The organism is Plastoroseomonas arctica (assembly GCF_018128965.1).
GTDB classification, from domain to species: Bacteria; Pseudomonadota; Alphaproteobacteria; order Acetobacterales; family Acetobacteraceae; genus Plastoroseomonas; species Plastoroseomonas arctica.
On record NZ_JAAEDH010000004.1, the window covers coordinates 171545 to 195722 of the forward strand.

21 protein-coding genes and 1 tRNA gene are annotated in these 24178 nt (G+C 70.3%); 9 read left to right on the top strand and 13 right to left on the bottom strand.

Annotation, left to right across the window (positions count from 1 at the left end; genetic code table 11):
• Positions 1-281 precede the first annotated feature (281 nt).
• Both GXW79_RS05880 and GXW79_RS05885 read right to left on the bottom strand, forming a co-directional pair.
• The gene (locus GXW79_RS05880) at positions 282-428 is read right to left on the bottom strand and encodes a transposase (protein WP_211873416.1); all 147 of its coding nucleotides are present in this window, start codon (positions 426-428) and stop codon (positions 282-284) included.
• A gap of 225 nt (positions 429-653) precedes the next feature.
• A complete protein-coding gene (locus tag GXW79_RS05885) occupies positions 654-1091 on the bottom strand; it encodes an NUDIX hydrolase (RefSeq protein ID WP_246503753.1) in 438 nt (145 codons plus the stop codon).
• A 474-nt stretch (positions 1092-1565) separates the two neighbouring features.
• On the opposite strand from GXW79_RS05885, the gene GXW79_RS05890 reads away from it, so the two are divergent.
• From GXW79_RS05890 to GXW79_RS05900, 3 genes are all read left to right on the top strand, one after another.
• Positions 1566-2186, top strand: a complete 621-nt coding sequence (locus tag GXW79_RS05890; RefSeq protein ID WP_211873418.1) for a DUF3489 domain-containing protein — start codon at positions 1566-1568, stop codon at positions 2184-2186.
• 68 nt (positions 2187-2254) lie between these two features.
• On the top strand, positions 2255-2680 hold the full coding sequence (locus tag GXW79_RS05895) for a DUF2924 domain-containing protein (RefSeq protein ID WP_246503766.1): 426 nt from the start codon (positions 2255-2257) through the stop codon (positions 2678-2680).
• The gene (locus GXW79_RS05900; RefSeq protein WP_211873420.1) at positions 2673-4397 is read left to right on the top strand and encodes a recombinase family protein; all 1725 of its coding nucleotides are present in this window, start codon (positions 2673-2675) and stop codon (positions 4395-4397) included. The genes GXW79_RS05895 and GXW79_RS05900 overlap by 8 nt, the downstream gene beginning before the upstream one ends.
• Positions 4398-4645: 248 nt before the next feature.
• Here GXW79_RS05900 and GXW79_RS05905 read toward each other — a convergent pair.
• The 3 genes from GXW79_RS05905 to GXW79_RS05915 all read right to left on the bottom strand — a co-directional run bounded on the left by GXW79_RS05905 (position 4646) and on the right by GXW79_RS05915 (position 7280).
• Positions 4646-4720: transfer RNA gene (locus tag GXW79_RS05905), tRNA-Gln, on the bottom strand.
• 11 nt (positions 4721-4731) lie between these two features.
• Complete coding sequence (locus tag GXW79_RS05910; protein WP_367614813.1) at positions 4732-5589, bottom strand: 4-(cytidine 5'-diphospho)-2-C-methyl-D-erythritol kinase; 858 nt, start codon at positions 5587-5589, stop codon at positions 4732-4734.
• On the bottom strand, positions 5586-7280 hold the full coding sequence (locus GXW79_RS05915) for a tetratricopeptide repeat protein (protein WP_211873421.1): 1695 nt from the start codon (positions 7278-7280) through the stop codon (positions 5586-5588). The genes GXW79_RS05910 and GXW79_RS05915 overlap by 4 nt, the downstream gene beginning before the upstream one ends.
• A 241-nt stretch (positions 7281-7521) precedes the next feature.
• Here GXW79_RS05915 and ctrA point away from each other — a divergent pair, with 241 nt between their 5' ends.
• Positions 7522-8250, top strand: a complete 729-nt coding sequence (gene ctrA / locus GXW79_RS05920; RefSeq protein ID WP_211873422.1) for a response regulator transcription factor CtrA — start codon at positions 7522-7524, stop codon at positions 8248-8250.
• Positions 8251-8274: 24 nt separating this feature from the next.
• On the opposite strand, the gene GXW79_RS05925 is transcribed toward ctrA, so the two are convergent.
• On the bottom strand, positions 8275-8811 hold the full coding sequence (locus GXW79_RS05925) for a cupredoxin domain-containing protein (protein ID WP_211873423.1): 537 nt from the start codon (positions 8809-8811) through the stop codon (positions 8275-8277).
• Positions 8812-9162: 351 nt separating this feature from the next.
• Here GXW79_RS05925 and GXW79_RS05930 point away from each other — a divergent pair, with 351 nt between their 5' ends.
• From GXW79_RS05930 to GXW79_RS05945, 4 genes are all read left to right on the top strand, one after another.
• Positions 9163-11067 (top strand): polysaccharide biosynthesis protein, encoded by a 1905-nt coding sequence (locus tag GXW79_RS05930; protein WP_211873442.1) that lies wholly within the window; start codon positions 9163-9165, stop codon positions 11065-11067.
• Positions 11064-12275: a Coenzyme F420 hydrogenase/dehydrogenase, beta subunit C-terminal domain gene (locus GXW79_RS05935; protein ID WP_367614814.1), complete on the top strand. Its 1212-nt coding sequence runs from the start codon at positions 11064-11066 to the stop codon at positions 12273-12275. Before GXW79_RS05930 ends, GXW79_RS05935 begins: the two co-directional genes overlap by 4 nt.
• Positions 12272-12649, top strand: a complete 378-nt coding sequence (locus GXW79_RS05940) for a histidine triad nucleotide-binding protein (protein ID WP_211873424.1) — start codon at positions 12272-12274, stop codon at positions 12647-12649. The genes GXW79_RS05935 and GXW79_RS05940 overlap by 4 nt, the downstream gene beginning before the upstream one ends.
• Positions 12650-12734: 85 nt before the next feature.
• Positions 12735-13586 (top strand): SirB1 family protein, encoded by an 852-nt coding sequence (locus GXW79_RS05945; RefSeq protein WP_211873425.1) that lies wholly within the window; start codon positions 12735-12737, stop codon positions 13584-13586.
• A 10-nt stretch (positions 13587-13596) separates the two neighbouring features.
• Here the strand turns inward: GXW79_RS05945 and GXW79_RS05950 are convergent, their stop codons facing one another.
• Complete coding sequence (locus GXW79_RS05950; RefSeq protein WP_211873426.1) at positions 13597-14097, bottom strand: hypothetical protein; 501 nt, start codon at positions 14095-14097, stop codon at positions 13597-13599.
• A 213-nt stretch (positions 14098-14310) separates the two neighbouring features.
• Here GXW79_RS05950 and gshB point away from each other — a divergent pair, with 213 nt between their 5' ends.
• Complete coding sequence (gene gshB, locus GXW79_RS05955; protein ID WP_211873427.1) at positions 14311-15255, top strand: glutathione synthase; 945 nt, start codon at positions 14311-14313, stop codon at positions 15253-15255.
• On the opposite strand, the gene pbpC is transcribed toward gshB, so the two are convergent.
• From pbpC to GXW79_RS05985, 6 genes are all read right to left on the bottom strand, one after another.
• Entirely contained in the window at positions 15256-17151 is a 1896-nt protein-coding gene (gene pbpC, locus GXW79_RS05960) for a penicillin-binding protein 1C (protein ID WP_367614815.1), read from the bottom strand.
• Between the two features lie 154 nt (positions 17152-17305).
• The gene (locus GXW79_RS05965) at positions 17306-22396 is read right to left on the bottom strand and encodes an alpha-2-macroglobulin family protein (protein ID WP_211873429.1); all 5091 of its coding nucleotides are present in this window, start codon (positions 22394-22396) and stop codon (positions 17306-17308) included.
• An 80-nt stretch (positions 22397-22476) separates the two neighbouring features.
• Positions 22477-23061, bottom strand: coding sequence for a nitrile hydratase subunit alpha (locus GXW79_RS05970; RefSeq protein ID WP_211873430.1), 585 nt, complete (start codon positions 23059-23061; stop codon positions 22477-22479).
• Between the two features lies 1 nt (position 23062).
• The gene (locus tag GXW79_RS21750) at positions 23063-23344 is read right to left on the bottom strand and encodes an SH3-like domain-containing protein (protein WP_367614816.1); all 282 of its coding nucleotides are present in this window, start codon (positions 23342-23344) and stop codon (positions 23063-23065) included.
• Positions 23341-23634, bottom strand: coding sequence for an SH3-like domain-containing protein (locus GXW79_RS21755; protein ID WP_211873432.1), 294 nt, complete (start codon positions 23632-23634; stop codon positions 23341-23343). Before GXW79_RS21755 ends, GXW79_RS21750 begins: the two co-directional genes overlap by 4 nt.
• A 54-nt stretch (positions 23635-23688) precedes the next feature.
• Positions 23689-24178: SH3 domain-containing protein (locus GXW79_RS05985; RefSeq protein ID WP_367614817.1), on the bottom strand; the 490-nt coding region annotated here is incomplete at its 5' end.

Here is a 24178-nt window from a genome sequence, read left to right on the forward strand (position 1 = left end):
CCATTCCGACGTCACAGCAACAGACGAACACGTCCATCCGAGTGGAATCGAACGGCAGAAGTCTGAGGGTTAAGCGATCAATATCGCGGCGCTCAGCGACCGCGACCAGCATTGCAGCTAAGTCGCAGCGTGACCGGCGCCGCGCAGATGCTGACCGTTTGGGTGCTGCTGGCTGCCGCATCGCAGGGCGGCTGGGCGGGTGCAGCTTCGGGCGCGGACAGCACCCGCATTGGCAGGAAGGCCGGTTGATCCACCAACTCTCCGCGCCGCTGCGCGTCCCGCTACTGCCACACCAGGCCACAGCTGATCTCGTGCCGCCGTGCAACCTCGGCTACCGAAGCTCCTGGCTCATCGAGCTCGGCCAGGATCCGCAACTTCTGCTCCGGCCGCCAGCGCCGTCGACGCCCGACCCCGGTGATGATCTCCATCGACGCCTCAGTCCTTACCGACGCTCACAAAAGCGCCCGTACGAACACAGGACACCTCCAGCCCCGCCGCGGAAGGCGGTGCTCGCCGGACGGGTACTACCGCAAAGTGTCCGTGTTTTCTGATGCAGCGTCGAAAGCGACAGGCTGCTTCGGGCCATATCGCCCCGCCGTAATTGCGCTGGGAAGCCGCGAGGGGTAGTCCCTCTGGACCCGCGGCCAAGGGCGTCAGATCCCGGTCGTGTTGGGTAGCCCCCGGAGCAAAGCAGCAAGGCCTTCCTCCTGCACGAGCCCCGCCGCCTCGGCTGGGCTGAACCAGCGGCGCTCGCGCTCCCCCGCCTCGGGCCACTCCTCCAGGAGCTGGTCTACGTGCATCGCGAAGACGCCCACCAGGCACGTCACCCGCCGCCCCGCCTTCAGGCGCTTGCGATAGCGGTACGTCCCGGTGGGGTTGGCCGCCATGGCGCCGACGGCGCCGGCCTCCTCGAACGCCTCTTTGGCAGCGAGCTCCGGCGGCGTAAGTCCCGTTTCCGCCCAGCCCTTCGGAAGCACCCAGCGGTGCGTTTCGCGGCTCGTCACCAGCAGCACACGCAGCTCACCGCCGACCTGCGTCATCGGCAGCGCAGCGAACTGCAGCCAGAGCTTGGCCTGCTTGCTCTTCGCCAATCCCTTACAATTCCTTCGAACATGAACCCTTAGACGGGTTCTAGGCACTGGTGCGGTGGACGCCGTCGAGTGCCTGCGCCTCGCTGGGACACCAGCAGTGGGCGCCGCCATGATGGCGCAGGATGTCCAAGCTGAAAACTTTAGTCGTGTTGGCGGGCAAGGCGGCACTGCTGCTTTGGGCCTGGCCTAGCGGGCACCAGCCCGGCGCGCCCACGTCCCCGCTCCGGCTCGGACGGTCGCGCCCGCCCCCGCGTTTACCCACTGCACAGCGGACCGGCTGTTTTCGGCCAAACCCGGCGCGCTAGCGATATCCTACTTCCGCCAATGCATTCAGCTCGACTTCATCACGACGGCAAGCATTGGTGTTGACGCGGCGCGCGACACGGACCTCGCGAGAGCAAACCCGGCATGTCCCGGGCTTCGGGTGGTGGGAGCGCCGCATAGTGCGGCCGCTCCGCAACAGGAACCGTCCCGATGTCCTCCATCACGATGAACCTCTCGAATGCGCAGCTCCAGGTCCTTACAGCTGGCGCTGAGCGCCCGAACCGTCTGCTGCTCCCGCTGCCTGCCACGATCCCCCTCCGCGGCGGCGCTTGCCGCTCCCTGCTCGCCGCGCTCCTCAAGCTGCATTTCGTCGAAGAGATTCAGGCCGAAGATGCGCGCAACGCCTGGCGTACCGACGCGGCTGGCAAGGACATCGGCCTCCGCCTGACAGCCGCTGGCCTTGCCGCAGTCGGTGCGCCCGCTGAGGCGCCGGCCTGCCAGGCAACCGATCTTGGCAAGGCTGCGGCGGTGGATCCACAAATCGATGCCATCGCGACGGTCGAGGACGCTGCCGGCAAGGCCCATAACGGAGGCTTTGCCGATCCGGAAAGCGGCGCCACAGGCCCGCGTCGCCCGACCGGCAAGCTGGGCGCAGCGCTGCAGGCGATCGCCGCAGAGAAGGGCGCGACGCTGACCGAACTCACCGCACTCACCAACTGGCTGCCGCACACCACCCGCGCTGCCGTCACAGGCCTGCGCCAGCGCGGCTTCCCGATCGCCCTCATTCAGGTGGACGGCCGGAAGGCCTACCGCCTCACAGCGGCCGGCTGAGGACGCAGAGGATGCCCCGGTCGCATCGGGCAGGCTACCGCCTGACCGGCGACGATACAGCCGCCACAATGCTGCGGCGGGACTGGGAACGCCTTCTGGGGAGAGCGGCGCCCGGCGCAGCGAGCTCCGACTTCTTGCAACGGGACATCGCCTATCACCAACAGGTCGGCCAGCACGGCGGCCTCAGCGCAGCGACCCGCGGCAGGTTGGCCGCCTTGGCATGCGCCGATCCCGCCGCTGCGCAGAAGCCAACAAATGCCACGCCACGGATCAAGCCGGGTTCAACCCTCCTGCGAGAATGGCATGGCCGCACCTACACCGTGCTGGTGCTGGAGGCCGGCTTTGAGATGGCGGGGAAACACTTCTCGTCCCTCACCGAGATCGCCTTCCACATCACCGGCACCAACTGGTCCGGACCGCGGTTCTTCGGATTGCTGCGCAGGAGGGCGACTGTGCAGCCCCGCTGCGTGAGTGGGAACATCATCAGTGCGTAGCCGCGTCCGACCTGGCCAGCCCGCAGCTCGCGTCGGGCTTCGCTGCGCCGTCTACACCCGTAAGTCATCTGAGGAGGGGCTGGAGCAGGAGTTCAACTCGCTCGATGCCCAGCGCGAAGCCTGCGAGGCGTACATCCGCAGCCAGCGTCACGAAGGCTGGGCCTTGCTGCCCGCCCTCTACGATGATGGCGGCCTCTCCGGCGGCAGCATGAACCGCCCCGCCCTGCAGCGCATCCTTGCCGACGTCGCTTCCGGGCGGGTCGATCTGGTGGTGGTCTACAAGGTCGACCGCCTGACCCGCTCTCTCTCGGACTTCGCCAAGATCGTCGAGGTGCTTGACGGTCATGGCGCATCCTTCGTCTCGGTCACTCAGCAGTTCAACACCACCACGAGCATGGGGCGGCTCACGCTCAACATGCTGCTCTCCTTCGCGCAGTTTGAGCGCGAGGTCACCGGCGAGCGTATCCGCGACAAGATCGCCGCCTCCAAGCGCAAGGGCATGTGGATGGGTGGCTCTGTACCGCTCGGCTACGATGTCCGTGAACGTAGGTTGGTCGTCAACACGACGGAGGCAGAGCGAGTTCGCAGAATTTATCGAGCCTATCTCGACTTGGGCACGGTGCGGCTCGTCAAGCAGCGCCTGGCGGCGGACGGCATCACCGGCAAGGCTGGTACACCGATAGGACGTGGAGCGCTGTTCCACCTGCTGCAAAATCGCACCTATCGCGGAGAGGTTGCGCATCGAGGCGATGTTCATGCTGGCCAGCATGAGGCGATTGTCGAAGCGGAGCTTTGGGAGGCAGTACAGCAGCGTCTCGCCGAAGGACGGGCGGATCATCGCTCAGGGGCGAACGCTCATCATCCGAGCCTATTGGCGGGCATGATCGCTGACACCGCGGGTGAAGCGATGGCGGCAACCCATGCCAACAAGGGTGGTCGGCGATATCGCTACTACGTCTCGCGTAGCTTAATCGATGGCGTGCGCGACGACCATCCGGATGCGCTACGGGTGCCCGCAGCGGCGCTGGAGCGCGTCGTGGCAGGGCGCATCGCTCGGCTCCTCTGCGATGGGCCGGAGCTGCTGCGAACGCTTCGATCCGCAGGGGCGCTGCCGCCAGATGGCGCGCAGCAAAGCCGGCTACTCGATGGCGCTCAAACCCTCGGTCAGAATTTGCGGGACGGCTCGCTCGTCGGCCAACGCGAAACCCTGTTGGCCCTTGGCGCTGCCATCACCGTGGGAAGACAGGAGATCACTACCGACCTTTCTCCGGCAGGGCTGGTCGCTGTGCTCGCTGGAGAACCGCGAGGGGAAACAGTGGCGGGCACCCATGATGGCCAGCGACAGCATCCAAGCATCTCGCTCACCGAGCCCGTGGCGCTGCGGCGCGCCGGTCGCGAGATGGCGCTGCTGGTCGGCGCGACGGTGGCCACCGATCGGGCAGACCCATCACTGGCGCGCCTGGTCGCCAAAGCATGGGCGTTACGCCAGGCGCTCGCCGGAAGTGCTGCGCCGAGCCTGACGGCCTTTGCAGCGGAACAGGGAATCTCGCAGTCTTATGCGACTCGCCTCCTGCGCCTCGCCTGGCTTGCCCCGGACATTGTCGAGGCGATCCTTGGCGGATGCCAGCCGGCGAACCTGACGGCATCGCGGCTAATGCGGGACACCAGGGTCCCCTCGGACTGGCAGGAGCAACGCCGGCCTCTCGGGTTCACCTGAAACTCTGCTCCGAAGGTGTCGGGGCGTCCCTGCAGGAAGATCCGTCCTCCGCGGACCGGCATCAGACACGAACTGTACATGCCGAATTCGGCACAAGAGACCGGGCCGCCTTCAGGACTCCGAACTACGCCCGGCCAGCGTCTCTCAAGTACGATTCGCCGTATGCGCCGCGATTAATGGCCGAAAAGGCGGGGATTTCGGAGCAGGGCAGCGGGGACCGCAGAATTGTCTGCGACACCGCGACTGCGTGGCTGGGGCGCCAGGATTCGAACCTGGGAATGGCGGTACCAAAAACCGCTGCCTTACCGCTTGGCGACGCCCCATCGCAGCGCCCTCATAAGGGCGCAGCGGGCGGCGCGGCAAGCCCCCCGCCCCAGCGCCACCAGCTTGCCGGCAGCAAGGCGGCGGCGCGCGCGGCACTGGACGCATCGGGCATGATGGCGAAGCAGGTCGCACCCGATCCGCTCATCCGCGCGAGCAGCGCGCCGGGCAGGGCGGCGAGCGCCGCGAGCACCGGCGCGATCGCGGGGCAGCTCTCGATCGCCGGCGCCTCGAGGTCATTGGACAGCCGCGCGAGATCGGCGGCCATCGCCGCCGGATCCGCCCAGCCCTCGGGCAGGCGCGCTGGTCCGGAGAACCGACCGGCCAAGCGCCGGAATACATCCGGCGTTGCGACCGGCACGCGCAGATTGGCCAGCACCAGTCCAAACTCCGGCAGCGCAGGGGCCGGCCCGATCATCTCGCCGATCCCTGTCATGCGCAGCGGATGCCCAACCAGGCAGGCCGGCACATCGGCGCCGAGCTGGGGCGCCACGCGACGCGCAACCTCCTCCGGAATATCCCAGAGCCGGGTAAGCGCGCGCAGCGCCGCGGCCGCATCCGCGCTGCCGCCGCCGATCCCGGATGCGACCGGTAGTGCCTTTTCCAGGTGAAGCGCGGCGCATTGCCCGACCCCTGCCGCAGCGGCCAGGGCGCGCGCGGCGCGCAGCACCAGATTGTCGTCCTCGCCGATCAGGCCCGGAGCCTCGTCCCCGGCAATCGCCAGCGAGAAATCCGGCGCCGAGGTCGCGGAGACGACATCGCCGACCGCTGCGAAGACCACCAGGCTGTCGAGCAGGTGATAGCCGTCGGGTCGCCGGCCGGCGACCTGCAGGAACAGGTTGACCTTGGCCGGCGCGGCCTCCCGGATCACGGGCGCGGCGGCGTCCCGGCGGGCAATCCGTCGCGCAGCTTCGCCTCGATGCGCGGACCCTCGCCCTGCTCCGGCCCAAGGGCGAGCGCGCGGCGCCACTGGAACTCCGCCTCGCGCCGGCGCCCGGCCATCCAGTAGGCGTCGCCCAGGTGGTCGTTGATGACGGAGCTCCGGGATTCGATCTCCACCGCGCGCTCCAGCCAGCGGATTGCGCCCGGCATGTCGCCGAGCTTGAACAGCGCCCAGCCGAGGCTGTCGGCGATGTTGCCGTCATTGGGGCGCAGGGCCACGGCACGTTCCAGCATGGACCGCGCCTCGGCGAGGTTCAGCCCCTGCTCCACCCAGGAATAGCCGAGATAGTTCAGCACGAAGGGCTGTTCGGGCGAGAGTTCCAGCGCGCGGCGGAAATCCGCCTCGGCGCGCGGCCAGCGCCCGGCACGTTCCTGCGCGATGCCCCGCGCGTAGAAGATGGGCCAGTCCTGGCTCTGCGCCGTCGCGATGCGGCTGATGGCGCCATCATAGGCCTCAACCGCCTCGACCCAGCGGCTGCGCGCGCGTTCGAGGTCGCCCAGGCGCGCGAGCGGCTGCCAGGCAATGGGGCGCGCGACGGCAAGCCGGCGCAGCACCGTCGCGGCCTCATCCTGGCGGTTCAACCGTTCGAGGTAGGTGGCGCGGCGCAGCGCGGCGGCGCCGGCCATGGCATCGCCCTCCGGCACGTCGTCGAGCAAGGCCAGGGCCGCCGCGTGCTGGTCCTCCTGCGCGAGCGCGTCGGCGGCGAGCAGCAGGGCGGGGGCGAAGCCGGGTCGCAGCCGCAGCGCGAGCCGGGTGAGGAGCAGCGAGAACTCCGGCGCCGCCTGGCCGCGCAACGCCGCCGCCAGCGCCAGCTCCGCCTCCGCGATGCCCTCCACGGGTGCGGCCACAGGCTGGCTCGCGAGCAGACGACGGCGCCCCTCCTCGCCCGATTCCAGCGCAAGGTCGTCCTGGCTGCGCAGGTTCTGGTCGAGCAGACGGATGGCCTCGGCATCGCGCCCGGCCCGCGCCAGGATCCCGGCAGCAACCTGGATGAGCCGAGCGGTGGGCTGTTCCGTTTCGGTCAGGGCAATGCGGATGTAGCGTTCGGCGTCGCGCGGGCGGCTGGCGAGGTCGGCGATCATCGCCGCATGAAGTGCGTGCAGGCCGCGCAGGCGGCCGGCCTCGGTCAGCGGGCGAAGCGTCGCGAGTGCCGCGTCGGTCTGCCCGCGCCCCTGCTGCGCCCAGGCCACGAGCATCGGCTGCAGGACCTGCGTCGCGCCCTGGCGCGGCAGCGCGCGGAAGCGTTGTTCGGCGCGATCCCATCGGCCGGCCTGGGCATCGGCGCCGGCGACCAGAAGCTGCGCGATGGCATTGTCCGGCAGGCGGCGGGCGAGCCGCAGCGCGTCGGCGCGACCATCGAGCACCGTCGCGATGAAGGCGCGGGTCAGCACCTCCGGCTCCTCCGGCGCCTCGCGCAGTGCGGCGAGCAGGCTGTCGGCGGCCATGCGCGTGTCGCTCTCGGAAATCGCCATGCGGCCAACGAGATAGCTTCCGAAGGCGCCACGCGGTGCCTCGGTGAGGCCACCGGCGCCGTCATCAGACGACCCGCTCGCGGCGCAGGCGGCGAGCAGGGCCAGGGCCAGCATCGGCAGGCGGCGAACGGAAAGGGTTTTGCGCATGGAGGGATGATACGGTCTCGGCGAAGGCAAGGCGAGGCAGTTCGTCGGCCTTCGCATCGCGCCATTTTCCGATTATTTTTATCAGAGAGGTCTTATTTTGAGAGCTTCGTCGATGGCGCCATTCTCAGGCAACGAAGAAACTTAGCGAAATTTTGTATTTTGAGACGTTCATCGTGTGATATTCCCTTTTCATTCCCAGAATTTCGCCTTAAACACACGTTATAGGTGTGGAGAACGAGAGATGCGCATCCTTTTGGTTGAAGACGACCTCACCGCTTCTCGCGGGATTTCGCTCATGTTGCGGCACGCTTCCATGATTGTGGACGTGTCCGACACGGGCGAGGAGGCCTGCGACCTCGCTAAGCTCTACGATTATGACTTGGTGATCCTGGATCTCTCGCTTCCGGACATGGAAGGCTATGAGGTCCTCCGCCGGCTTCGCGCTGCGCGGATGGACAGTCCGGTCATGGTCTTGTCCGGCCATAGCCGCTCGACCGAAAAGGTCCGCGCCCTCGGCCTCGGTGCCGATGACTACGTGACCAAGCCCTTCGACCAGTCCGAGCTGGTCGCCCGCATCCAGGCGATCGTGCGGCGCACCAAGGGCTTCTCGCAGCCCTCGCTCACCGTCGGCGGGCTGACGCTCAACCTCGCCAGCAAGGAGGTCACGGTGAAGGGGCGTCACGTCCACCTCACCGGCAAGGAATACGCGATCCTGGAATTGCTGATGCTGCGCAAGGGCGTCGTGCTCACCAAGGAGGTGTTCCTCAACCACCTCTATGGCGGACTCGATGAGCCCGAGGTGAAGATCATCGATGTCTTCATCTGCAAGCTCCGCAAGAAGCTCTCGGTCGCCGAAGCCGGCGATCTGATCGGCACCGTCTGGGGCCGCGGCTATGTGCTCCGTGACCCTGAGACACTGCCCAACGCCTTCAGCCGGGCGAACCCGCTGCTGACCGCCGCCGCCGCCTGAAGCAAGCGGCGGCGGCCACGCGCCTCAGCGCGGCAGGACCAGGATCTGCCCGGTCATCGAGGGCGCGTGGTCGAGCGCACGGAAGCCGATGATGCCCGGCTGCTCGGCCGGGACCGTCACGCTGCGGATCTCGCCGCGCCGGATCGTGACTTGCTCGGCGACACCATCGACCGCGATGCGGAAGCTCACGCCCTGGACGCCCACGAAGGTGAGCGTCACCGGCGCGCCGGCCGGCACGATGACCTGGCTCGGCTGGAACATGAAGGCGCGCACGCTCCAATTGCCTTCCGCGCTCAGCGGCCGCAGCAGCAGCCCGCCGCCCGCCGGCAAGGCCTGCATCGGGTAGGCCTCGGCCGGATGCGCGGCGGAGGCTGTGGTTCCGGTCGCGCCATCGAGGTGGACGGTGACCACGTAGAAATGACGTGCATCCGCAGGCGTCGCGACGGGCGCGCTGGCTGCAGCGGGATAGGCCGGGCTGCCCTGGGCCAGGGCATCGCCGCCGAGCGCCGCCAGGGCCAGGACGTACCGGCGGCGCGAGCACGCGATCACCGTCTTCGCCACGCCCGAGCAGGCGGCGCAGGGCTGGCCGCGGACGCCCCGAGCCCAAAACGGCTTCCAACTGCTGCCACTGATCCGCGACGGGATCCACTAGTGCTTGTCTCGGACCTGAACGCGGGCGAACTCACGCTGCTGGCCGGCGCGATCGCGGCCCTCTAGTCAGCAGCCGGCCCGCTTCTTCGACCCCAAGCCCTCGTTCCGGTCGGCGGGTGCGGGTCAGGAGACGCGCAGCGCCGGGCGCAGCCCGCCTGCTCTTGACGCGTGCCCGCCGGACGGGCGCAGCATCATGGAGCGACGAAGGGCGCAGCGTCCCTCCGCATTCCCGCCGCCGCCCTGCTGCTCTATAGCGGCCGCATGGCGCGCGCCTCTTCGAATCGCATTCTGCTCAACCTCGTCCTGGACGGGCTCATCGCCGCCCTGGCGCTGCCGGTGGCACTGTGGCTCGCCGCGCCCGGCGCCTGGCCGTCCGGCCCCTGGTGGCTGGCGGGCGTACCCGGCGCGGTTGCGGCCCTCCTGCTCGCCGGGCTGCCCTTCGGCATGCCGCGCCAGTATTGGCGTTTCGCGGGGCTGCGCGAGCTGCTCGGCATCAGCGGCGCCGCGATCCTCGCGGCGGCCCTGTTCTGGGCCGCGTGCCACGCCGTGGATATCTGGCGCTCGCCTAACCTCGCCTTCCCCGTGATCCATGCGCTGGCACTTGCGGCTCTGCTCGGCGCGCCGCGCGTCGCCGGTCGCCTGCGCGCGCGCCGCACCACCGATGACAGCGCCGATGCCGCCCAGCCTGTGCTGATCGCCAGCGCCGGCGATGGCGCGGACCTGTTCATCCGGGCGCTGGCGCAGGAACGCGCCCCGCGCTGGCGCGTCATCGGAATCCTGTCGCTGCGCGAACGCCAGCTGGGTCGACGCATCCAGGGACACCCGATCCTGGGCCTGGTCGAGGAAGCCGACACCGTGCTGGACCAGCTCCGCGCCGAGAACCGGCTGCCCGCCGCCATCGTGCTCGCCGATCCGCGGGTGCAGGGTGCCGCGCTGCAGAAGCTCATGGATGCCGCCGACCATCACGGCGTTCCGGTGCGCCGCGCGCCGCCGCCGACCGCGCTCGACGCCGGCGCCGCACCGCGTCAGGAGCTGCGCCCGGTTTCGATCGAGGAGCTGCTGGACCGCCCCCAGGTGCCGCTCGACCGCGAGGGCATGGCGCGGCTGGTGCAGGGCCGCCGCGTGCTGGTCACTGGCGCGGGCGGCACCATCGGCGGGGAGCTCGCGCGCCAGGTCGCGGCCCTCGGCCCGGCCTCGCTCACCCTGCTCGACCATGGCGAATACGTCCTTTACGAAATCGACCTGGAGCTGCGCGAGAAGCACCCCGAGATCCTCCGCCGCGCCGTGCTGGCCGATGTGCGCGACGAGGCGCGCATCCAGCGCCTGTTCGCCGAGATCAAGCCCGAGCTGGTCTTCCACGCCGCCGCCCTGAAGCATGTGCCGATGGTGGAGAACGACCCGCTGGAGGGCCTGCTCACCAACGCCCTCGGCACGCGGATCGTGGCCGATGCCGCGCGCGCGGCCGGCACGCGCGCCATGGTGTTCATCTCCACCGACAAGGCGGTGAACCCCACCTCCGTCATGGGCGCCTCCAAGCGCCTGGCGGAGATGTACTGCCAGGCGCTGGACCGTCAGGCGCGAACGGAGAAGGCCGGCATGCGGCTGATCACCGTGCGCTTCGGCAATGTGCTGGGCTCCACCGGCTCGGTCGTGCCGCTGTTCCGCCGCCAGCTGGAGCGCGGCGGGCCGCTCACCGTCACCCACCCCGACATGCGCCGCTACTTCATGACCGTGCGCGAGGCGGTGGGCCTGGTGCTGCAGGCGAGCGTCGTCGGCGCCGAGGACCGGCCCGATCAGCCGGCGGAACTCTCCGATGGCGGCATCTTCGTGCTCGACATGGGCGAGCCGGTGAAGATCGTGGATCTTGCCCGGCGCATGATCCGCCTCGCCGGGCTGCGGCCGGAGGAGGATGTGGAGATCCGCTTCACCGGCCTGCGCCCGGGCGAGAAGCTGTTCGAGGAAATGTTCCATGGCCAGGAGCCGCCGCGTGCGACGCAGTTCCCCGGCCTGCTGATGGCGACGCCGCGCACCACCGACGCGGTGCAGGTCGGACGCGCCATCGACGAGATCGCGGCGCAGGCGCGCTCAAGTGCCACCGGGGCCGCGCTGGCGCAGCTCAATCGCATGGTGCCGGAATTCGAACACGCGCCGCTGGGGGTCGCGTGAGCGCGCTGACGGCGCCGCCGATCGGGGAAGCGGCGCCGCGCGGCCTCTGCACGGATTGCGGCGTCTCGCGCATGGCCATCGCCAAGGCCTGCGGCACGGCCTGCCAGTTCATCGCGCCCGACTATCCCGCGCGCGAGGTGGCCACCCATGGTCGCGCCCGCGACCCTGGACTGGGCGACGAGCTGTTCTTCGGACCCTATCGCCGTATGGTGCGCGCGCGCCTTGCCACGCCGCGCGCCGGCGCGCAATGGACCGGCATCGCAACGCGAATCGCCGAGCGGCTGCTGGAAACCGGCGCGGTCGAGGCTGTGTTGACCATGGCGCCTGACCCCGATGACCGCTGGAAGCCGGTGCCCGTGCTGGTGACGAAGCCCGAAGGCATGGCGCAATGCCGCGGCATGCGCATGGGCTACGCGCCGCTGCTGGCCCTGCTCGAACCGGCCAAGGCAGCGGGTTACACGCGCATCGCCATTATCGGCATTCCCTGCCAGGTGCATGCGCTCCGCGCCATCGAGGCGCAGCTCGGCTTCGAGCGCATCAGCGTCATCGGCACGCCGTGTTCCGACAACACCACGACCGAGAATTTCCACACCTTCCTCGCCCTGCTAGACGAGCATCCCGACAGCATCACCTATCTGGAGTTCCGCGCCGACTACATGGTCGAACTCCGCTTCGCCGATGGCCGCAAGCGGGAGATCCCCTTCCTGCAATTGCCCATCTCGAAGCTGGCACCCGACTTTTTCCCGCTCACCTGCCGCACCTGCGTGGACTACACCAACGCGCTCGCCGACATCACCGTGGGCTACATGGCGGGCCAGGGCGAGCAATGGCTGATTATCCGCAATGCGCATGGCGAGGAGCTGGCAGCCCTTTTGGGCGCCGAGCTGGTGGCCGAACCGCTTGGCAGCGCCGGCAAGCGCGCTGGCGCCGTGAAGGGATTCCTCGCCAATACCGAACGCGCCGCGGGCGGGCTGCCGCTGCGCCGCATGCCCAATTGGCTGCGGCCGATCGTCAGCTTCCTGATGCCGCGCATCGGCCCGCGCGGCCTGGAATTCGCCCGCGCCCGCGTCGAGATGAAGGCGGTCGAGACCATCCTGCACCTCCGCCGCGCCTATCCCCGCCGGCTGAAATCCATGGTCCCCGCGCATGTCTGGAAGCTGGTCGCGCCCTATGGCATCAGGCAGGCGGAGACGGAGCGCAAACCATGAGCACCAACGGCCTGCCCCCCTATGACCCGCAGAACATCTTCGCGCGCATCCTGCGCGGCGAAATCCCCTGCAAGCGCGCGCACGAGACCACGCACAGCCTCGCCTTCCACGACATCAACCCGCTGGCACCCGTGCATGTGCTGGTGATCCCCAAGGGGGCCTATGTTTCGTCCGCCGATTTCGGCGCCACCGCGACGCCGGACGAGATCACCGATTTCTGGCGCGCCGTGGCGGCCACGGCGCAGCTGCTGGGCCTCGAGGCGTCGGGCTACCGGATTCTCGCCAATACCGGCGTCGATGCCGGCCAGGAGGTGCCGCACTTCCACATGCACATCTTTGGCGGACGGGCGCTCGGGCGGATGGTGCCGCGCTGAGGCGGCCATCCTTCCACCTGCGGAAGGGCACCCGCCCGGGGGCGTGATGCTTGCGTCGCGGCGGCCGTGCCGCGAAACTCGGGCCATGTCAGAGACCCAGACCGCCGAAGCCCGCGCCGCGCTCGACGCCGTCGGCCAGTTGCCCGATGACGAGATCGACCTGGCCGCAACCGCCCTGCAGCTCGCGCGCATCGACGCGCCGCAGTGCGACTGGCGCGCCGCCACCATGGACCTCTCGCTGCTCGCCCGCGCCGCGGTGGATGCCGCGACGGCGGCACCCGCGGCCGATGGCGGCGACCTCGCGGCGCGCCGGGCGGTGCTGGCCGGCGTGCTGCATGGCGAGGCCGGATTCGCAGGCGACGACCAGACCTACGAGGACCCCGCCAACGCCAACCTGCTGCAGGTGCTGGAACGCCGGCGGGGCCTGCCCGTCGCGATCGGCATCCTTTGGCTGCACGCGGCCGAGGCGGCCGGCTGGCCCGCGCATGGGCTGGATTTTCCCGGCCATTTCCTGCTCGCGCTCGAAGGCCAGCGTGGCCAGCTCGTGGTGGATGTCTTCGGCGGTGGCGCTGCCCTCGCAGCCCCCGAGCTGCGAGCCCTGATCAAGCGGGTGGAGGGCGAGAAGGCCGAGCTGCGTCCGGGCGTGCTGGCGCCGATGGGCCGGCGCGCGGTGCTGCTGCGCCTGCAGAACAACATCAAGCTGCGCCGCCTGCGCGTCGGCGACCTGGCCGGCGCGCTGACCTGCGCCGAGGACATGCTGCGCATCGCACCCGGCGAGGCGCCGCTGTGGCGCGAGGCGGGGCTGATGAACCAGCGGCTGGAGCGCATCGCCGCCGCGCTCACCGCCTTCGAGCGCTTTCTGGCCATCCAGTCCGATGGGCCCGCGGCGGCCAAGGTGCGCGACATCATGGCGGAGCTGCGCCAGCGCCTGAACTGACCCGCTCGGCTCAGCCGAGCGGCGGCCCGAACGCGTTGGCGAAGTCGCTGCCGGGTGCGAGGGTGGCGTGCAGGTCGGCGAGCAGGTCCCGGTCCTCGATGTTGCGGAACAGGCGCGCATAGGCATCGAAGGCAGGGTCGGCTGGCAGGGCGGCGGGAATGAAGTGCTCGCTCGGCGCCGGCAGCGGCGCGGGCTCGGCGATGATCACCAACGCCGGCTTTGGGGCGGCGACGGCCACCTCGATGGCCGCGGCGACCACAACCGTCGCCTCGGTGTGCTCGGCCGGGACAGCGGCCTCCTCCACGGCGGCTGGCAACGCGGTGGCTTGGGTCACGTGGGCGGCATGCGGCAGGCTGTGCTGCGTTGGCGCCACCTCGGCGAGCGTGACGAAAAGATGCGACCAGGCAAAGCTCTGGGGCATGCCCGGCGCGCTGGCGAGCGCATCCTGGGGCGAGAGCGGATCCGCTGCCGAAGAGGAGGCGAAGACGAAGGGATTGTTGTTATTCAGCACGGTGTGATCTCCAGGCCGTCTCGTTCATGTCTTCGCAACCAATGGCCACCCGCGTTTCATAAATAAAGACAAATCGTTGTTTTCTTTACTATAAACAACCTGTGGTTGGTTTAGGGTCCGCTGCCGTGAACCGCCTCGTCGCCAAAACTTTAAGGCTGGTCGCGAGGCCGTCGGAATGGCACAGCCGAGGCGATAGCCGAGAGGGGCAAACTCATGGCCAAGAGCCTGCGCGTCGCGGTCCAGATGGACCCCATCCTGAGCGTCAACCCGAATGCCGACAGCACCTTCGCGCTCATGCTCGAAGCCCAGGCCCGGGGGCATGCGATGTGGCACTACCACCCGCGCGATCTCGCCTTCCAGGCCGGCGCACTGACCGCGCGCGCGCAGACCGTGACCGTCCAGCGCGGCGCCGGCGCGCATGCGACGCTCGGTCCGGACGAGATGATCGACCTCGCGACCATGGATGTGGTGCTGATGCGCCAGGACCCGCCCTTCGACATGGCCTACATCACCTCGACCCACCTGCTCGAGCACATCCACCCCAAGACGCTGGTCGTGAACGACCCTGCCGCCGTGCGCAACGCGCCCGAAAAACTCTTCGTCCTGAAATTTCCTGAGCTGATGCCGCCCACGCTGGTCACCGCAGACCGGGCGCGCATCGCTGCGTTTCGTGCGGAGCATGGTGACATCATCCTCAAGCCGCTCTTCGGCAATGGCGGCGCAGGGGTTTTCCATCTGCGGCCCGAGGATTCTAACCTGAACTCCCTGATTGAATTGTTTACGGAGCGCTCGCGCGAGCCGTTGATGATCCAGCGCTATGTCCCCGAGGTGCGCCAGGGCGACAAGCGCATCATCCTGGTCGATGGCGTGGCGATGGGGGCAATCAACCGGGTGCCCGCCGCCGGTGAGGCGCGGTCCAACATGCATGTCGGCGGCACGCCGATGCCCACCACGCTGACCGCGGGCGAGCACGAGATCTGCGCCTCCATCGGGCCGGAACTCCGCGAGCGGGGGATGATCTTCGTGGGCATCGACGTGATCGGCGACTGGCTCACCGAGATCAACGTCACCAGCCCCACCGGATTGCAGGAGCTGGCGCGCTTCGACGGCGTGCATCTGGAACGCGCGATCTGGGACGCCATCGAAGCGCGGCGCTGATCACTCCGCCCTGACGCGCACCTCGGCGCGCGCGGACTGCCCCTGCGCGTCCAGCACGGTGATGCGGAAGAAGCCCAGCCCAGGCGGCTGCCAGCTCGCCTCGCGCCGGGCGCGTTCATGCGCGATGGGCTGGCCGTCGACCAGAAACGTCAGCGGCCGTTGCCCGCCCATGGCGCGCAGGGTGACCGGCCCCGCCGCATCCGAGAGCTGCGCCTCGGGCGGCGGAAACAGCAGCCGCAGCCGGTCCGCACCCGCCTCGTTCGAGGCCGGGCGCACGCGCAGGCCGGTGAGCGGCGCCGGCGGCAGCAGCCCCATCACCCGCGCCAGCACCGGCATGGCGAGCGACCGCCCCGTCGCACCCGGGATCGGCGTGCCATCCGGCCGCCCGATCCAGATGCCCACCACATGGGCGCGATCAAACCCGAAGGCCCAGGCATCGCGCCCGCCCCAGCTCGTGCCAGTCTTCCACGCGATCCCGGCCGGCCCGCCGCCGGGAAAGCCCTGGGTGAGGATGCCCGCCACCTGCCGCGCGGCCGAGGCCTCCAGCACCCGCACCGGCACCCGTGCGCCGCCGGGACGAAGCTGCAACGGCTCGGCCACGCCCTCCCCCGCCAGGGTCGCGTAGAGGGCCATCATCTCGCGCAGCGTCGTGCCCGCGCCGCCGAGCGCGAGGGGCAGCGACGGCGCCGCCCCAGGCGCAAGACGCGGCGCGGCACCGGCCGCCTTCAACGCCGCGGCGAAGCGCAGCGGCCCAAGCCGGTCCAGCAGCGCCACCGCCGGCAGGTTCAGCGATTGCCGCAGCGCATCCGCTGCGGTGATCTGGCCCGCGAAGCCGCGATCGAAATTCTCCGGCGCATAGGTCGCGAAGCGGAAGGGCAGGTCGGCCAGCACCGTCTCCGGCCGGGTCAGCCCGGCCTCGAAGGCCATGGCATAGAGGAAGGGCTTCAGCGCCGAGCCCGGCGAACGCGTCGCCAGCGTCAGGTCCAGGCTGCCGGCCCGTTGCTCATCCCCAAAGGTGCCGCCGACCAGCACCCGGAACTCGCGTGCCGCGTGGTCCGCCACCGCGACCGCGATCGCGGTGCGTTCGGGCAAGGTTTCGAGCGCCTGCGCCGCCATCGTTTCGACCGCGCGTTGCAGCGGCAGATCGAGCGTCGTGGGAATGCGCGCCCCGCCCAGCCGCGCGACCTCACGCGCCGAATGCGGGGCGTATCGCGGCATGGCGCGTCTGTGCGTGGGAAGCGCTACCGCCTGGCCCTGCGTCCGGTCGGCGCTGGTCAGCGCCGTGCTCGCCGCCGTGCGATGCGCCAGCACCGCATCCCGCGCGGCGCGCGAGGCCTCTGGATGCCGGTCAGGCCGCAGCGCGCCTGGCCGGCGTGCGAGGGCGATCAACAGCGCCGCCTCTGCCGGATCCAGCCGCGCCGGGGGCCGCCCGAACCAGGCGAGCGAGCCGGCGCGCACCCCCTCCAGATTTCCCCCCTGCGGCGCCAGGGTCAGCCAGATGCCGAGGATCTCGTCTTTGGAAAACCGCGCTTCCAGCTGCACGGCGCGGACGATCTCGATCAGCTTGGAGCGCAGGTTGCGCGGCCGCGGCTCCAGCAGCCGCGCCGCCTGCATGGTTAGCGTGGAGCCGCCCGAGACCACGCGCCCCGTGCGAACCCACTGCCAGGCCGCGCGGGCGAGCGCGAAAGGGTCCACGCCGGGATGGCGGCGAAAGCGCCCGTCCTCGGCCGCGATGAGCAACGCGACGAGGTCGGGCGGCACGTCGCGCGTGGTGGTGGCGAAGCGCCAAGTGCCGCCGAGGGCGGGCAGGACGGAGAGGGTGCGCCCCTCGCGGTCGAGGATTTCCTGGCCGGGCGTCAGGCGAGTGAGGTCGGGTGGGAAAACACGATCAACCACAAAAGCCAGCACCAAAACAGCAAGTATGGGGGAAATGAATTTTCCCCAAACCCCCATTCTTTTATTTTTAATTATTGGTGATCGCTGCATGGCCGGTGCCAATAGATAAAAATAAAAGAATGGGGTCCGGGGAAATTCTTTTCCCCAGCCTTCTTCATTGCGGCGTCTGAACGGTTAGCCGATTCGTATTCTGCCGCGCAAAAAACGCCGGCCGTCCGGTGTCGATCACCTCCGCGCCCGGCAGTTCGAACACGCCCGGCGTTGTCGCCCGGATGCGGAAGGCCGCCCGCAGCAGCGGCTGTTGCGGGGAGACCACCGCAATCGCGGCGAAGCGATCATCCAGCGCCGGCTGCGTCTCCGTGGGGCTCAGCGCCTCGAGCCAGGGCAGCCCCGGCACCGCGCCCGGCCCGAGACGGGCAGTGATTTCCCATCCGGCCGGCAACCCCTGTTGCAGCAACACGCGGTGTTCTTCCTGCGAGTCTGCGCGTGCCTCCAGAACCACGATGAAGCTCTGGCCCTGGCGGTGCTGGTCGAGGTTCACGTTCGTGCCGTCGAGATTCACGAAGCGACGCAGGATGCGCAGGCTGGACCGACCCGCCGGGTAGGGCTGGGTCGGGATGCCGGTGACGGAGACCGTCTGCGTCAGCGGAATATCGGCGAGGTTGCGCACCGCGGCGCGGCCGGTCAGTGCCGCGGTCACGGTCGGCCGTTCGGACAGCGCCGCGCCGTCGAGCGTTGCCCGAACCGGACGATTGCCGCCCGAGAGGATGCCGGCGGCGGCGACCGCCCAGCCCTGTTCCTGGGCGCTGGTCGTCACCGGCGAGAGCTGCGTCGGGAGCCGCGACACAAAAGCGGGCAGCCGATCCTCGAGCAGCCCGCTCTCCTTGAGCAGCGCCGCTACGGCGAGCGCGTCGCGCACCTGGGAGCCAAAATCATGCCGCCACCAGCGCCGCTCGGGGGCGGCCAGTGCTGCGGCGAAGGCCGTCTCGGCACGCGCCTGGTCGCCGGCGCGGGCGAAGGCGGCGCCAAGCTGCGCGCGCGCCAGCGGCGTCGGCAGCTCGGCGATGTTCTCCAGCAGCCTCCGCGCCGCACCCAGGCGGTGCCGTCCGGACATCGCGAGGATATGCACGCGATAGGCCTGGTCGGCGCGGTTGTCGGCGGTGTCCTCGGTGGTGTCCTCGAGCAGGTCCTCGACATGCTTGAGTGCATTCTCGATCGCCTGCTCGGCGATGCCGACGCCGCCGGCGCGCGCGCGCAGCAGCGCTTCGATCGCGTAGAGGGTGAGCCAGGTCTGCGGCTCGCCCTGCGCGGAATACACGCCAAAGGCGCCATCGAAGCGCTGCCGATCAAGCAGCGCCTCCACAGCGCGTTGCAGCGTGCCGGCGCGGTCGGGCGCATCGGGCGCGTAGGAGAGCGCGAGGATCTGGCTCGCCACCTGCTCCGTGCAGGGACAGAAGCTGTTGCCGAGCGCGGCAAGCAAAGGTGCCGCATCATAGCGGATGGCCGCACCCAGCGTCGCCGTGGCGCGCCAGCTTCCCGGCAGGAAGCGGCTGCCATCCGGTGTCAGGTTTGCGGTCTGGCCGGGCGCGATGGTGCCGCTCGCACTCTCCACCGCCAGCGGGCGGGAGGAGCGCAGCGTGATCACCGATTCCCGCGTCACAGCGAAGTTTTGGGGTCCCGTGACGGTCAGGCGCAGCGTGCCCTCGCCGGCGCCGGTCGCGCGCAGCACGGTTGCCGGCTGTGCCCGCGCGCCGGTGGCAAGATTGGCCGTCAACGTCGTGGGCCCCGAGATCGCGAGCGGCCCTTCCGTGGTCAGCGTCGCGGTGATCGCACCCGGCGGCAGGTCGAGGTTGTGCAGCAGCACGGGCAGCATCGCCTCGTCGCCGGGGGCGAGGAAGCGCGGCAGGATGGCCTCGGCTACCACCGGGTCACGGATGGTCAGCGGGCGGGACGCGGCGCCGATGCGCGGGCCCTCCCAGGCCACGGCCATCAGGCGCAGTTCGCCCGCGAAATCGGGGATGTCGAGCGGCACCATGGCTTGGCCGTTGGCGTCCGCGGCGACGATGCCGGAGAACAGCGTGACGATGCGCGTGGGGATGCGCACCAACCCGGTCGGGTCATCGCCGTCGCCGCCCTGACGCAGCGCGGTCGCCTCGCCCTCCGCCGGCGCGATCAGCCGGCCGTAGTCGTCGCGGATATCGGTGCCGAGACGCCGACGCCCGAGAAAATGACCGGCCGGGTCAGGGCTGGCGAAGCGCGTGAGGCTGAGGATGCCTTCGTCGATGGCGGCAAGCGTCAGATGCGCAGACCCGCCGCCACCGGCGATGCGAACCGGCACCATCAGGCGCTGGCGCGGCGTGATGCGCTCCGGGGCATCGATGCTCACCTCCAGCCGGCGCGGCGCCGGGTCGAGGGCGATCCAGGCGAGGCCGAGCGCACGCCCGGGCCCGCGGCGTTCCTCGCCCGGCCGATAGAGCGAGACAGCGACATAGGCGCCCGGGCCCCAGGATGCGGAAACCGGCACCTCGATCTCGGTGCCGGAAGCCGGGATCTCGATCTCGCGGATGCTGAGCAGACGGTCGGTCAGGATCGCGACGGAGGCGCGTCCGGCGAAGGGCGGCACCACCCGCACGCGGGCGGTCGCCCCATCAGCAAAGGATTGCCGGTCGGTCGAGACATCGATGCGGTCCGGCGTCTCGGCATTCTCGCTCGCGGCCCAGCCGGCGCGGAAGCGCATCGAGGTGATGCCCAGCCCGGCGCTGTCGGCGGCCTCGATGCGGTAGCGCCCGAAGGGCAGGGTGCGCGCGAAGCGGATCGGCGCGCCGGGGGCGAAATCGGCCTCCGTGCTGTCGACCACCTCGTCGCGCCAGACCGTCTCGTAGCGCGCCACGGAACCGCGCGTGACCAGGCGCCAGTTCGGCCGCTCACGCAGCAGGCGGATGCGCAGCCGCGCGGGCGTTGCCGCACCCTCGGGGGAGAGGGCCACGACCTCGAAGGCCGCTTCCGCATTGTCGTCGATGGCCTCGCCCGAGAAGGCTGGGCGGAGGGCGACGAGCCGCCCGGCCGGCCGCACCGGTACGGTGAATTGCGCGCGCGTCTCCGACCCGCCCGGCTCGCTCACGAAGACGGCGACGTCGGCCTGCAGCACGCGCGTTGAATCAGGCGCGGCACGCAGGATGAGCGGCAGCGTGGTGCGGCCATCCGCATCGGTCTCCGGCACCTCGATGGTCTGCAGGCTCGGCGCGAAGGTCTCGTCCACCAGCCCGATGCGCCAGCCGGCCCAGTCGGGGAAGGGCGTCGGGTTCACCGCCAGCATGAATTGCGCATTGGCCGACAGGCCCGAGCCCGGCGCGCCATAGAGGAAGCGCGCCGTCACCGGCACCGGCATGAGCCGCCCGGGGACCAGCGGGCCGGGCGGCGGCGTCGCCTCCACGGCGAGGCGTTCGGGGACGAAGGCATCGACGCGGAAGCTCGCACGGCCGATCGGCGGCGCCTCGGAGTCGGACAGCGCCTCGATGGTCCAGGCGCCGGCGGGCGCGCCCCGGCTCAGCGTCATCGGCCAGAGCAGCGCGGCGCCCGGCGCGCGGTCCGGTGTCAGCTCGGCGAAGACCTGTCCGCTCGGCCGGCGCACGCGCAGGCGCACGGGAAGGTCCACCGGCGCCCCGGCCGCGTCGCGCAGCAGGGCCGCGATCTGCACGGTCTCGCCTGGTCGGTAGATGCCACGGTCGAGCCACACGAATGCATCGAGCGCCGCGGGATGCGGGCGTCCCGTGGCACCCCGGTCCGACAGGTCGAACGCCGCCGCTTCCAGGTCGAGCGAGGCGAAATCCGTCCCGTCGGTTGCGTGCAGCGCGACGGGGGCCAGTCCCGCGCGGCCGCGCAGCAAGGGTGCCGCAAAGCGCGCAAGCCCAGTCGTGTCGGTGGTGGCCTCGGCCAGCACCTCGTTGTTGCGCGCCATCAGCGCCACCCGGATGCCGGGTTTTATCTGTGCCGAGCCGAGTGCCCGCGCCTGCACCGCCACCCCATCGGCCCCGCGCCAGGCGACCAGCCCGATATCGGTGATGATGATCGGCAACGCCGCCGTCGCCTCGTTTCGGGCATTGCCGTCGCCCGAGCGCAGCGCGAGGACGAACAGCCCCGGCGGCGCCGTGCGCAGGATATCAGGCAGCGGCAGCGCCGTGCGCTGGGTGCGGTTGACCTCGAAGCGCGGGATCTCAGCGCGGCCCTGCCACAGCAGCGTGCCGGTTTCCTCGGCGAGGTTCTCGGCCGTGTAGGCCTCCATGGCCTGTCCCGGCTGCCAGGATTGGCGCAGGCCAACCAGGTTGCGCTCGGCGACGCGGATCAGCCGGATCGACACCGCCGAGACATTGGTGCTGCCGAGCGTGATACGCGGCTCCTGCCCGCGCGGGAGGATGTGGGTGCGCTGGTCGAAGGCGAGGCGCGGCGTACGGTTCGGCATCGCCACCGGAAGCACCTGCGCGTTGACGAGCGTGGTGTTGTCCTCGCCGGGCATCCCCGCCCGGAAGGTCAGCCGCGTGGTCCGCCCCCAGGGCAGGCCGGCAACGCAGAGCTCATCGCCCTCGCGCACCACGGCTAAGTCGGGGATGGCGGGTTCGGCGCGCACCCAGTCGGCGGGCGTCCAGTCCTGGCGTCGGGCGGGCGGCAGGGTGAAGGCAACGCAGGCGCGTGCGGGCTCGGATTCCGGCTCGGTGCGCAGGCGCGCGGGCAGCAGCCCCACCTCGCGCCGGGTGGCGGCGAGGCGTGCCTGCAAGCCAGTGTCGGTGGGCGCGCGCTCGGCCGCGGCGGTGATGGCTTCGAGCATCTGCGCCTGGCGGTTCAGCGCGCGCAGCGCATCGGCGATGAGCAGCAGCGAGGGGATTTCCGGCGGCCCGGCCGGCACGATCGAGAAGGCCACCCAGGCCGACATCAGCGCGCGCGCCGCATCCGGCGGGCGGCGGGCCAGGTGCAGCCGCGCCAGCGTCATCCATCCCTCGGGTGGCATGGCGCCGGAGGAGAGGCGCTCCTCCCACGCCGCGATCGCCGCGGGGATGTTGTTCTGGCGTTCGGCCTGGATGGCGCGGGCCTCGGCGGCGGCGCGGGCCTGTGGGTTGGCACCTGGGAAGCGGCGTTGCAATTCGGACCGGTAGGCGGCGGCATCGCGCTCCAGCCCCGGCAATTCGAAGGCGGTCTGCGCAACGGCCGGCATCGTAAAAGCAAGAGCGATCAGCAGCAGAAGCGCGCGCATGGGACCATCCGGATGAAAGCGGAACGAGTATGGCACAATCGCCCGCGGCCGACAGTGACGCCGCGGTGATCCTTGCCCGATCAGGCTGCTTTGGGCAGCGCCACGCCAACGAGTGCGTCGCGGGTCACCAACCCGGCAAGCCGCGGTGCATCCCAGCCCTCGGTGCCGGCGGGGCGCAGTGGCAGCACCATCCAGCGGAAATCGGCCGTGGAATCGACCACGCGGATCTCGACGCTGTCGGGGATGGAGGTGCCCCATTCGGCCAGCACCGCGCGCGGCTCGCGCACGGCGCGCGAGCGATAGGCGAAGGATTTGTACCAGTGCGGGGGATAGCCGAGCAGTGCGCGAGGGTAGCAGGAGCACAGCGTGCAGACGACCAGGTGGTGCCGTGTCGGCGTGTTCACCAGAACGCCTAGCGGCGGTGCGCCGGCCATGGTGGCACCCATCTCCTCGGCCGCGGCATGGCCGTCGCGCAGGAGCAGGTCGAAATAATCCGGGTCGGTCCAGGCGCGGGCGACCATGCGGGCGCCGATCTCCGGGCTCGCCTTGTCGGTGATGGCCTGGCGGGCTGCGATCTGCGCTTCGGTGACGATGCCCTTGGCGCTGAGTGCGGCCACCAGCTTGTCCAGAAGGGCGATGCTCTCGGGGCGCGGGGGGGCGGCCATGTCAGTGCGGCTCCAACCAATGTTCGAAGATCTCGACGAGGATCGTGTCGCCCGCCGCGCCCTCGCCCCAGACCGGCGGCTGCGCGAACAGCACATGGTACAGCGTGCGTTCCGGCGCGGGGCGCGCGAAGGCGAGGTCCTCGGGGTTCTTGTAGCGCCCCAGCACGCGTTCGATGGTCCCCTCCCGGCCGCGCAGGTAGTGCGGCGTGCGGATGTGGCACGGGCCACGACGCTCCGGCCAGTCATCCTTGACGCGCACGGCGGTGCCGGGGACGAGCGTCATGCGAGATCGGCCTCGGCGACGATGCCCTTCTCGACCATCAGCATGGCGACGGAGCGCAGCCATCGCTCGTAATAGCCCAGCGCGAAGTATTCATCCTCCGGGATGGATTCGATGCCTCGGCGCAGCTCGTCCACCGTCATGAGACCCTGCTGCGCAAGCAACTGGCGCAGCGCGTCCACCCGCTTGCCGAAGGCGTCGGGCGGCGCCTCGTCGGGTTCCACCGGTGTACAGCGGAAGCGTTCGGCGCCGCCGAGGTCGTGCAACGCAGGGGTGCGGTCGGGCTCGCTCATGGCGGGGAGGCTAAGGGCGCGGGGGGCTCGCGTGCAAGGGCCGCAAGGCGCGGCTCAGCGCACATCCTCCTGCGCACCGACGCCGTAGATCTCGGCTCGCCGGAGCCAGCCGCGATACTCGCCCACCTGCGCCTCGCACCAGGGGCTCGCGCCCTCGCAGGCGCGGATGCGGCCCACGACGCCCGGGCGCAGGCGCGCCACTGGGGCGGCATTGTCCTCGGCGCGGCGGCGCAGCGGCACCTCGGCCCCCGGCGCGCCGAGCACGACCAGGCCACGGCGGGCGGCGAGCGTGCTCTGGTGCACCCACCCCTCCTGGCCATCGCGGTCGCGGATGCGCCGCCACAGGTCGAATTCGCGCACGATCTGCACCGGAAGGTCGCGGCGGCGGTAGGTCCATTCGATGGGGAACCGCGTGCCGGGACCGGCGCGCATGTTCACCTCGTCGGAGCGCAGCGAGGCGAAGCGCGGCAGCGGCAGGCCGGAGGCGCTGCCGATGGTGGGCGCGGGCGGCTCCGGCGGTGGCGCGGGTTCGGGTGGGCGGGCG

Coding starts and splice junctions, on each gene's coding strand:
- GXW79_RS05880 (WP_211873416.1), bottom strand. CDS start 428: ATGGAGATCATCACCGGGGTCGGGCGTCGACGGCGCTGGCGGCCGGAG.
- GXW79_RS05890 (WP_211873418.1), top strand. CDS start 1,566: ATGTCCTCCATCACGATGAACCTCTCGAATGCGCAGCTCCAGGTCCTT.
- GXW79_RS05895 (WP_246503766.1), top strand. CDS start 2,255: ATGCTGCGGCGGGACTGGGAACGCCTTCTGGGGAGAGCGGCGCCCGGC.
- GXW79_RS05915 (WP_211873421.1), bottom strand. CDS start 7,280: ATGCGCAAAACCCTTTCCGTTCGCCGCCTGCCGATGCTGGCCCTGGCC.
- ctrA (WP_211873422.1), top strand. CDS start 7,522: ATGCGCATCCTTTTGGTTGAAGACGACCTCACCGCTTCTCGCGGGATT.
- GXW79_RS05930 (WP_211873442.1), top strand. CDS start 9,163: ATGGCGCGCGCCTCTTCGAATCGCATTCTGCTCAACCTCGTCCTGGAC.
- GXW79_RS05940 (WP_211873424.1), top strand. CDS start 12,272: ATGAGCACCAACGGCCTGCCCCCCTATGACCCGCAGAACATCTTCGCG.
- GXW79_RS05945 (WP_211873425.1), top strand. CDS start 12,735: ATGTCAGAGACCCAGACCGCCGAAGCCCGCGCCGCGCTCGACGCCGTC.
- gshB (WP_211873427.1), top strand. CDS start 14,311: ATGGCCAAGAGCCTGCGCGTCGCGGTCCAGATGGACCCCATCCTGAGC.
- GXW79_RS05965 (WP_211873429.1), bottom strand. CDS start 22,396: ATGCGCGCGCTTCTGCTGCTGATCGCTCTTGCTTTTACGATGCCGGCC.
- GXW79_RS05970 (WP_211873430.1), bottom strand. CDS start 23,061: ATGGCCGCCCCCCCGCGCCCCGAGAGCATCGCCCTTCTGGACAAGCTG.
- GXW79_RS21750 (WP_367614816.1), bottom strand. CDS start 23,344: ATGACGCTCGTCCCCGGCACCGCCGTGCGCGTCAAGGATGACTGGCCG.
- GXW79_RS21755 (WP_211873432.1), bottom strand. CDS start 23,634: ATGAGCGAGCCCGACCGCACCCCTGCGTTGCACGACCTCGGCGGCGCC.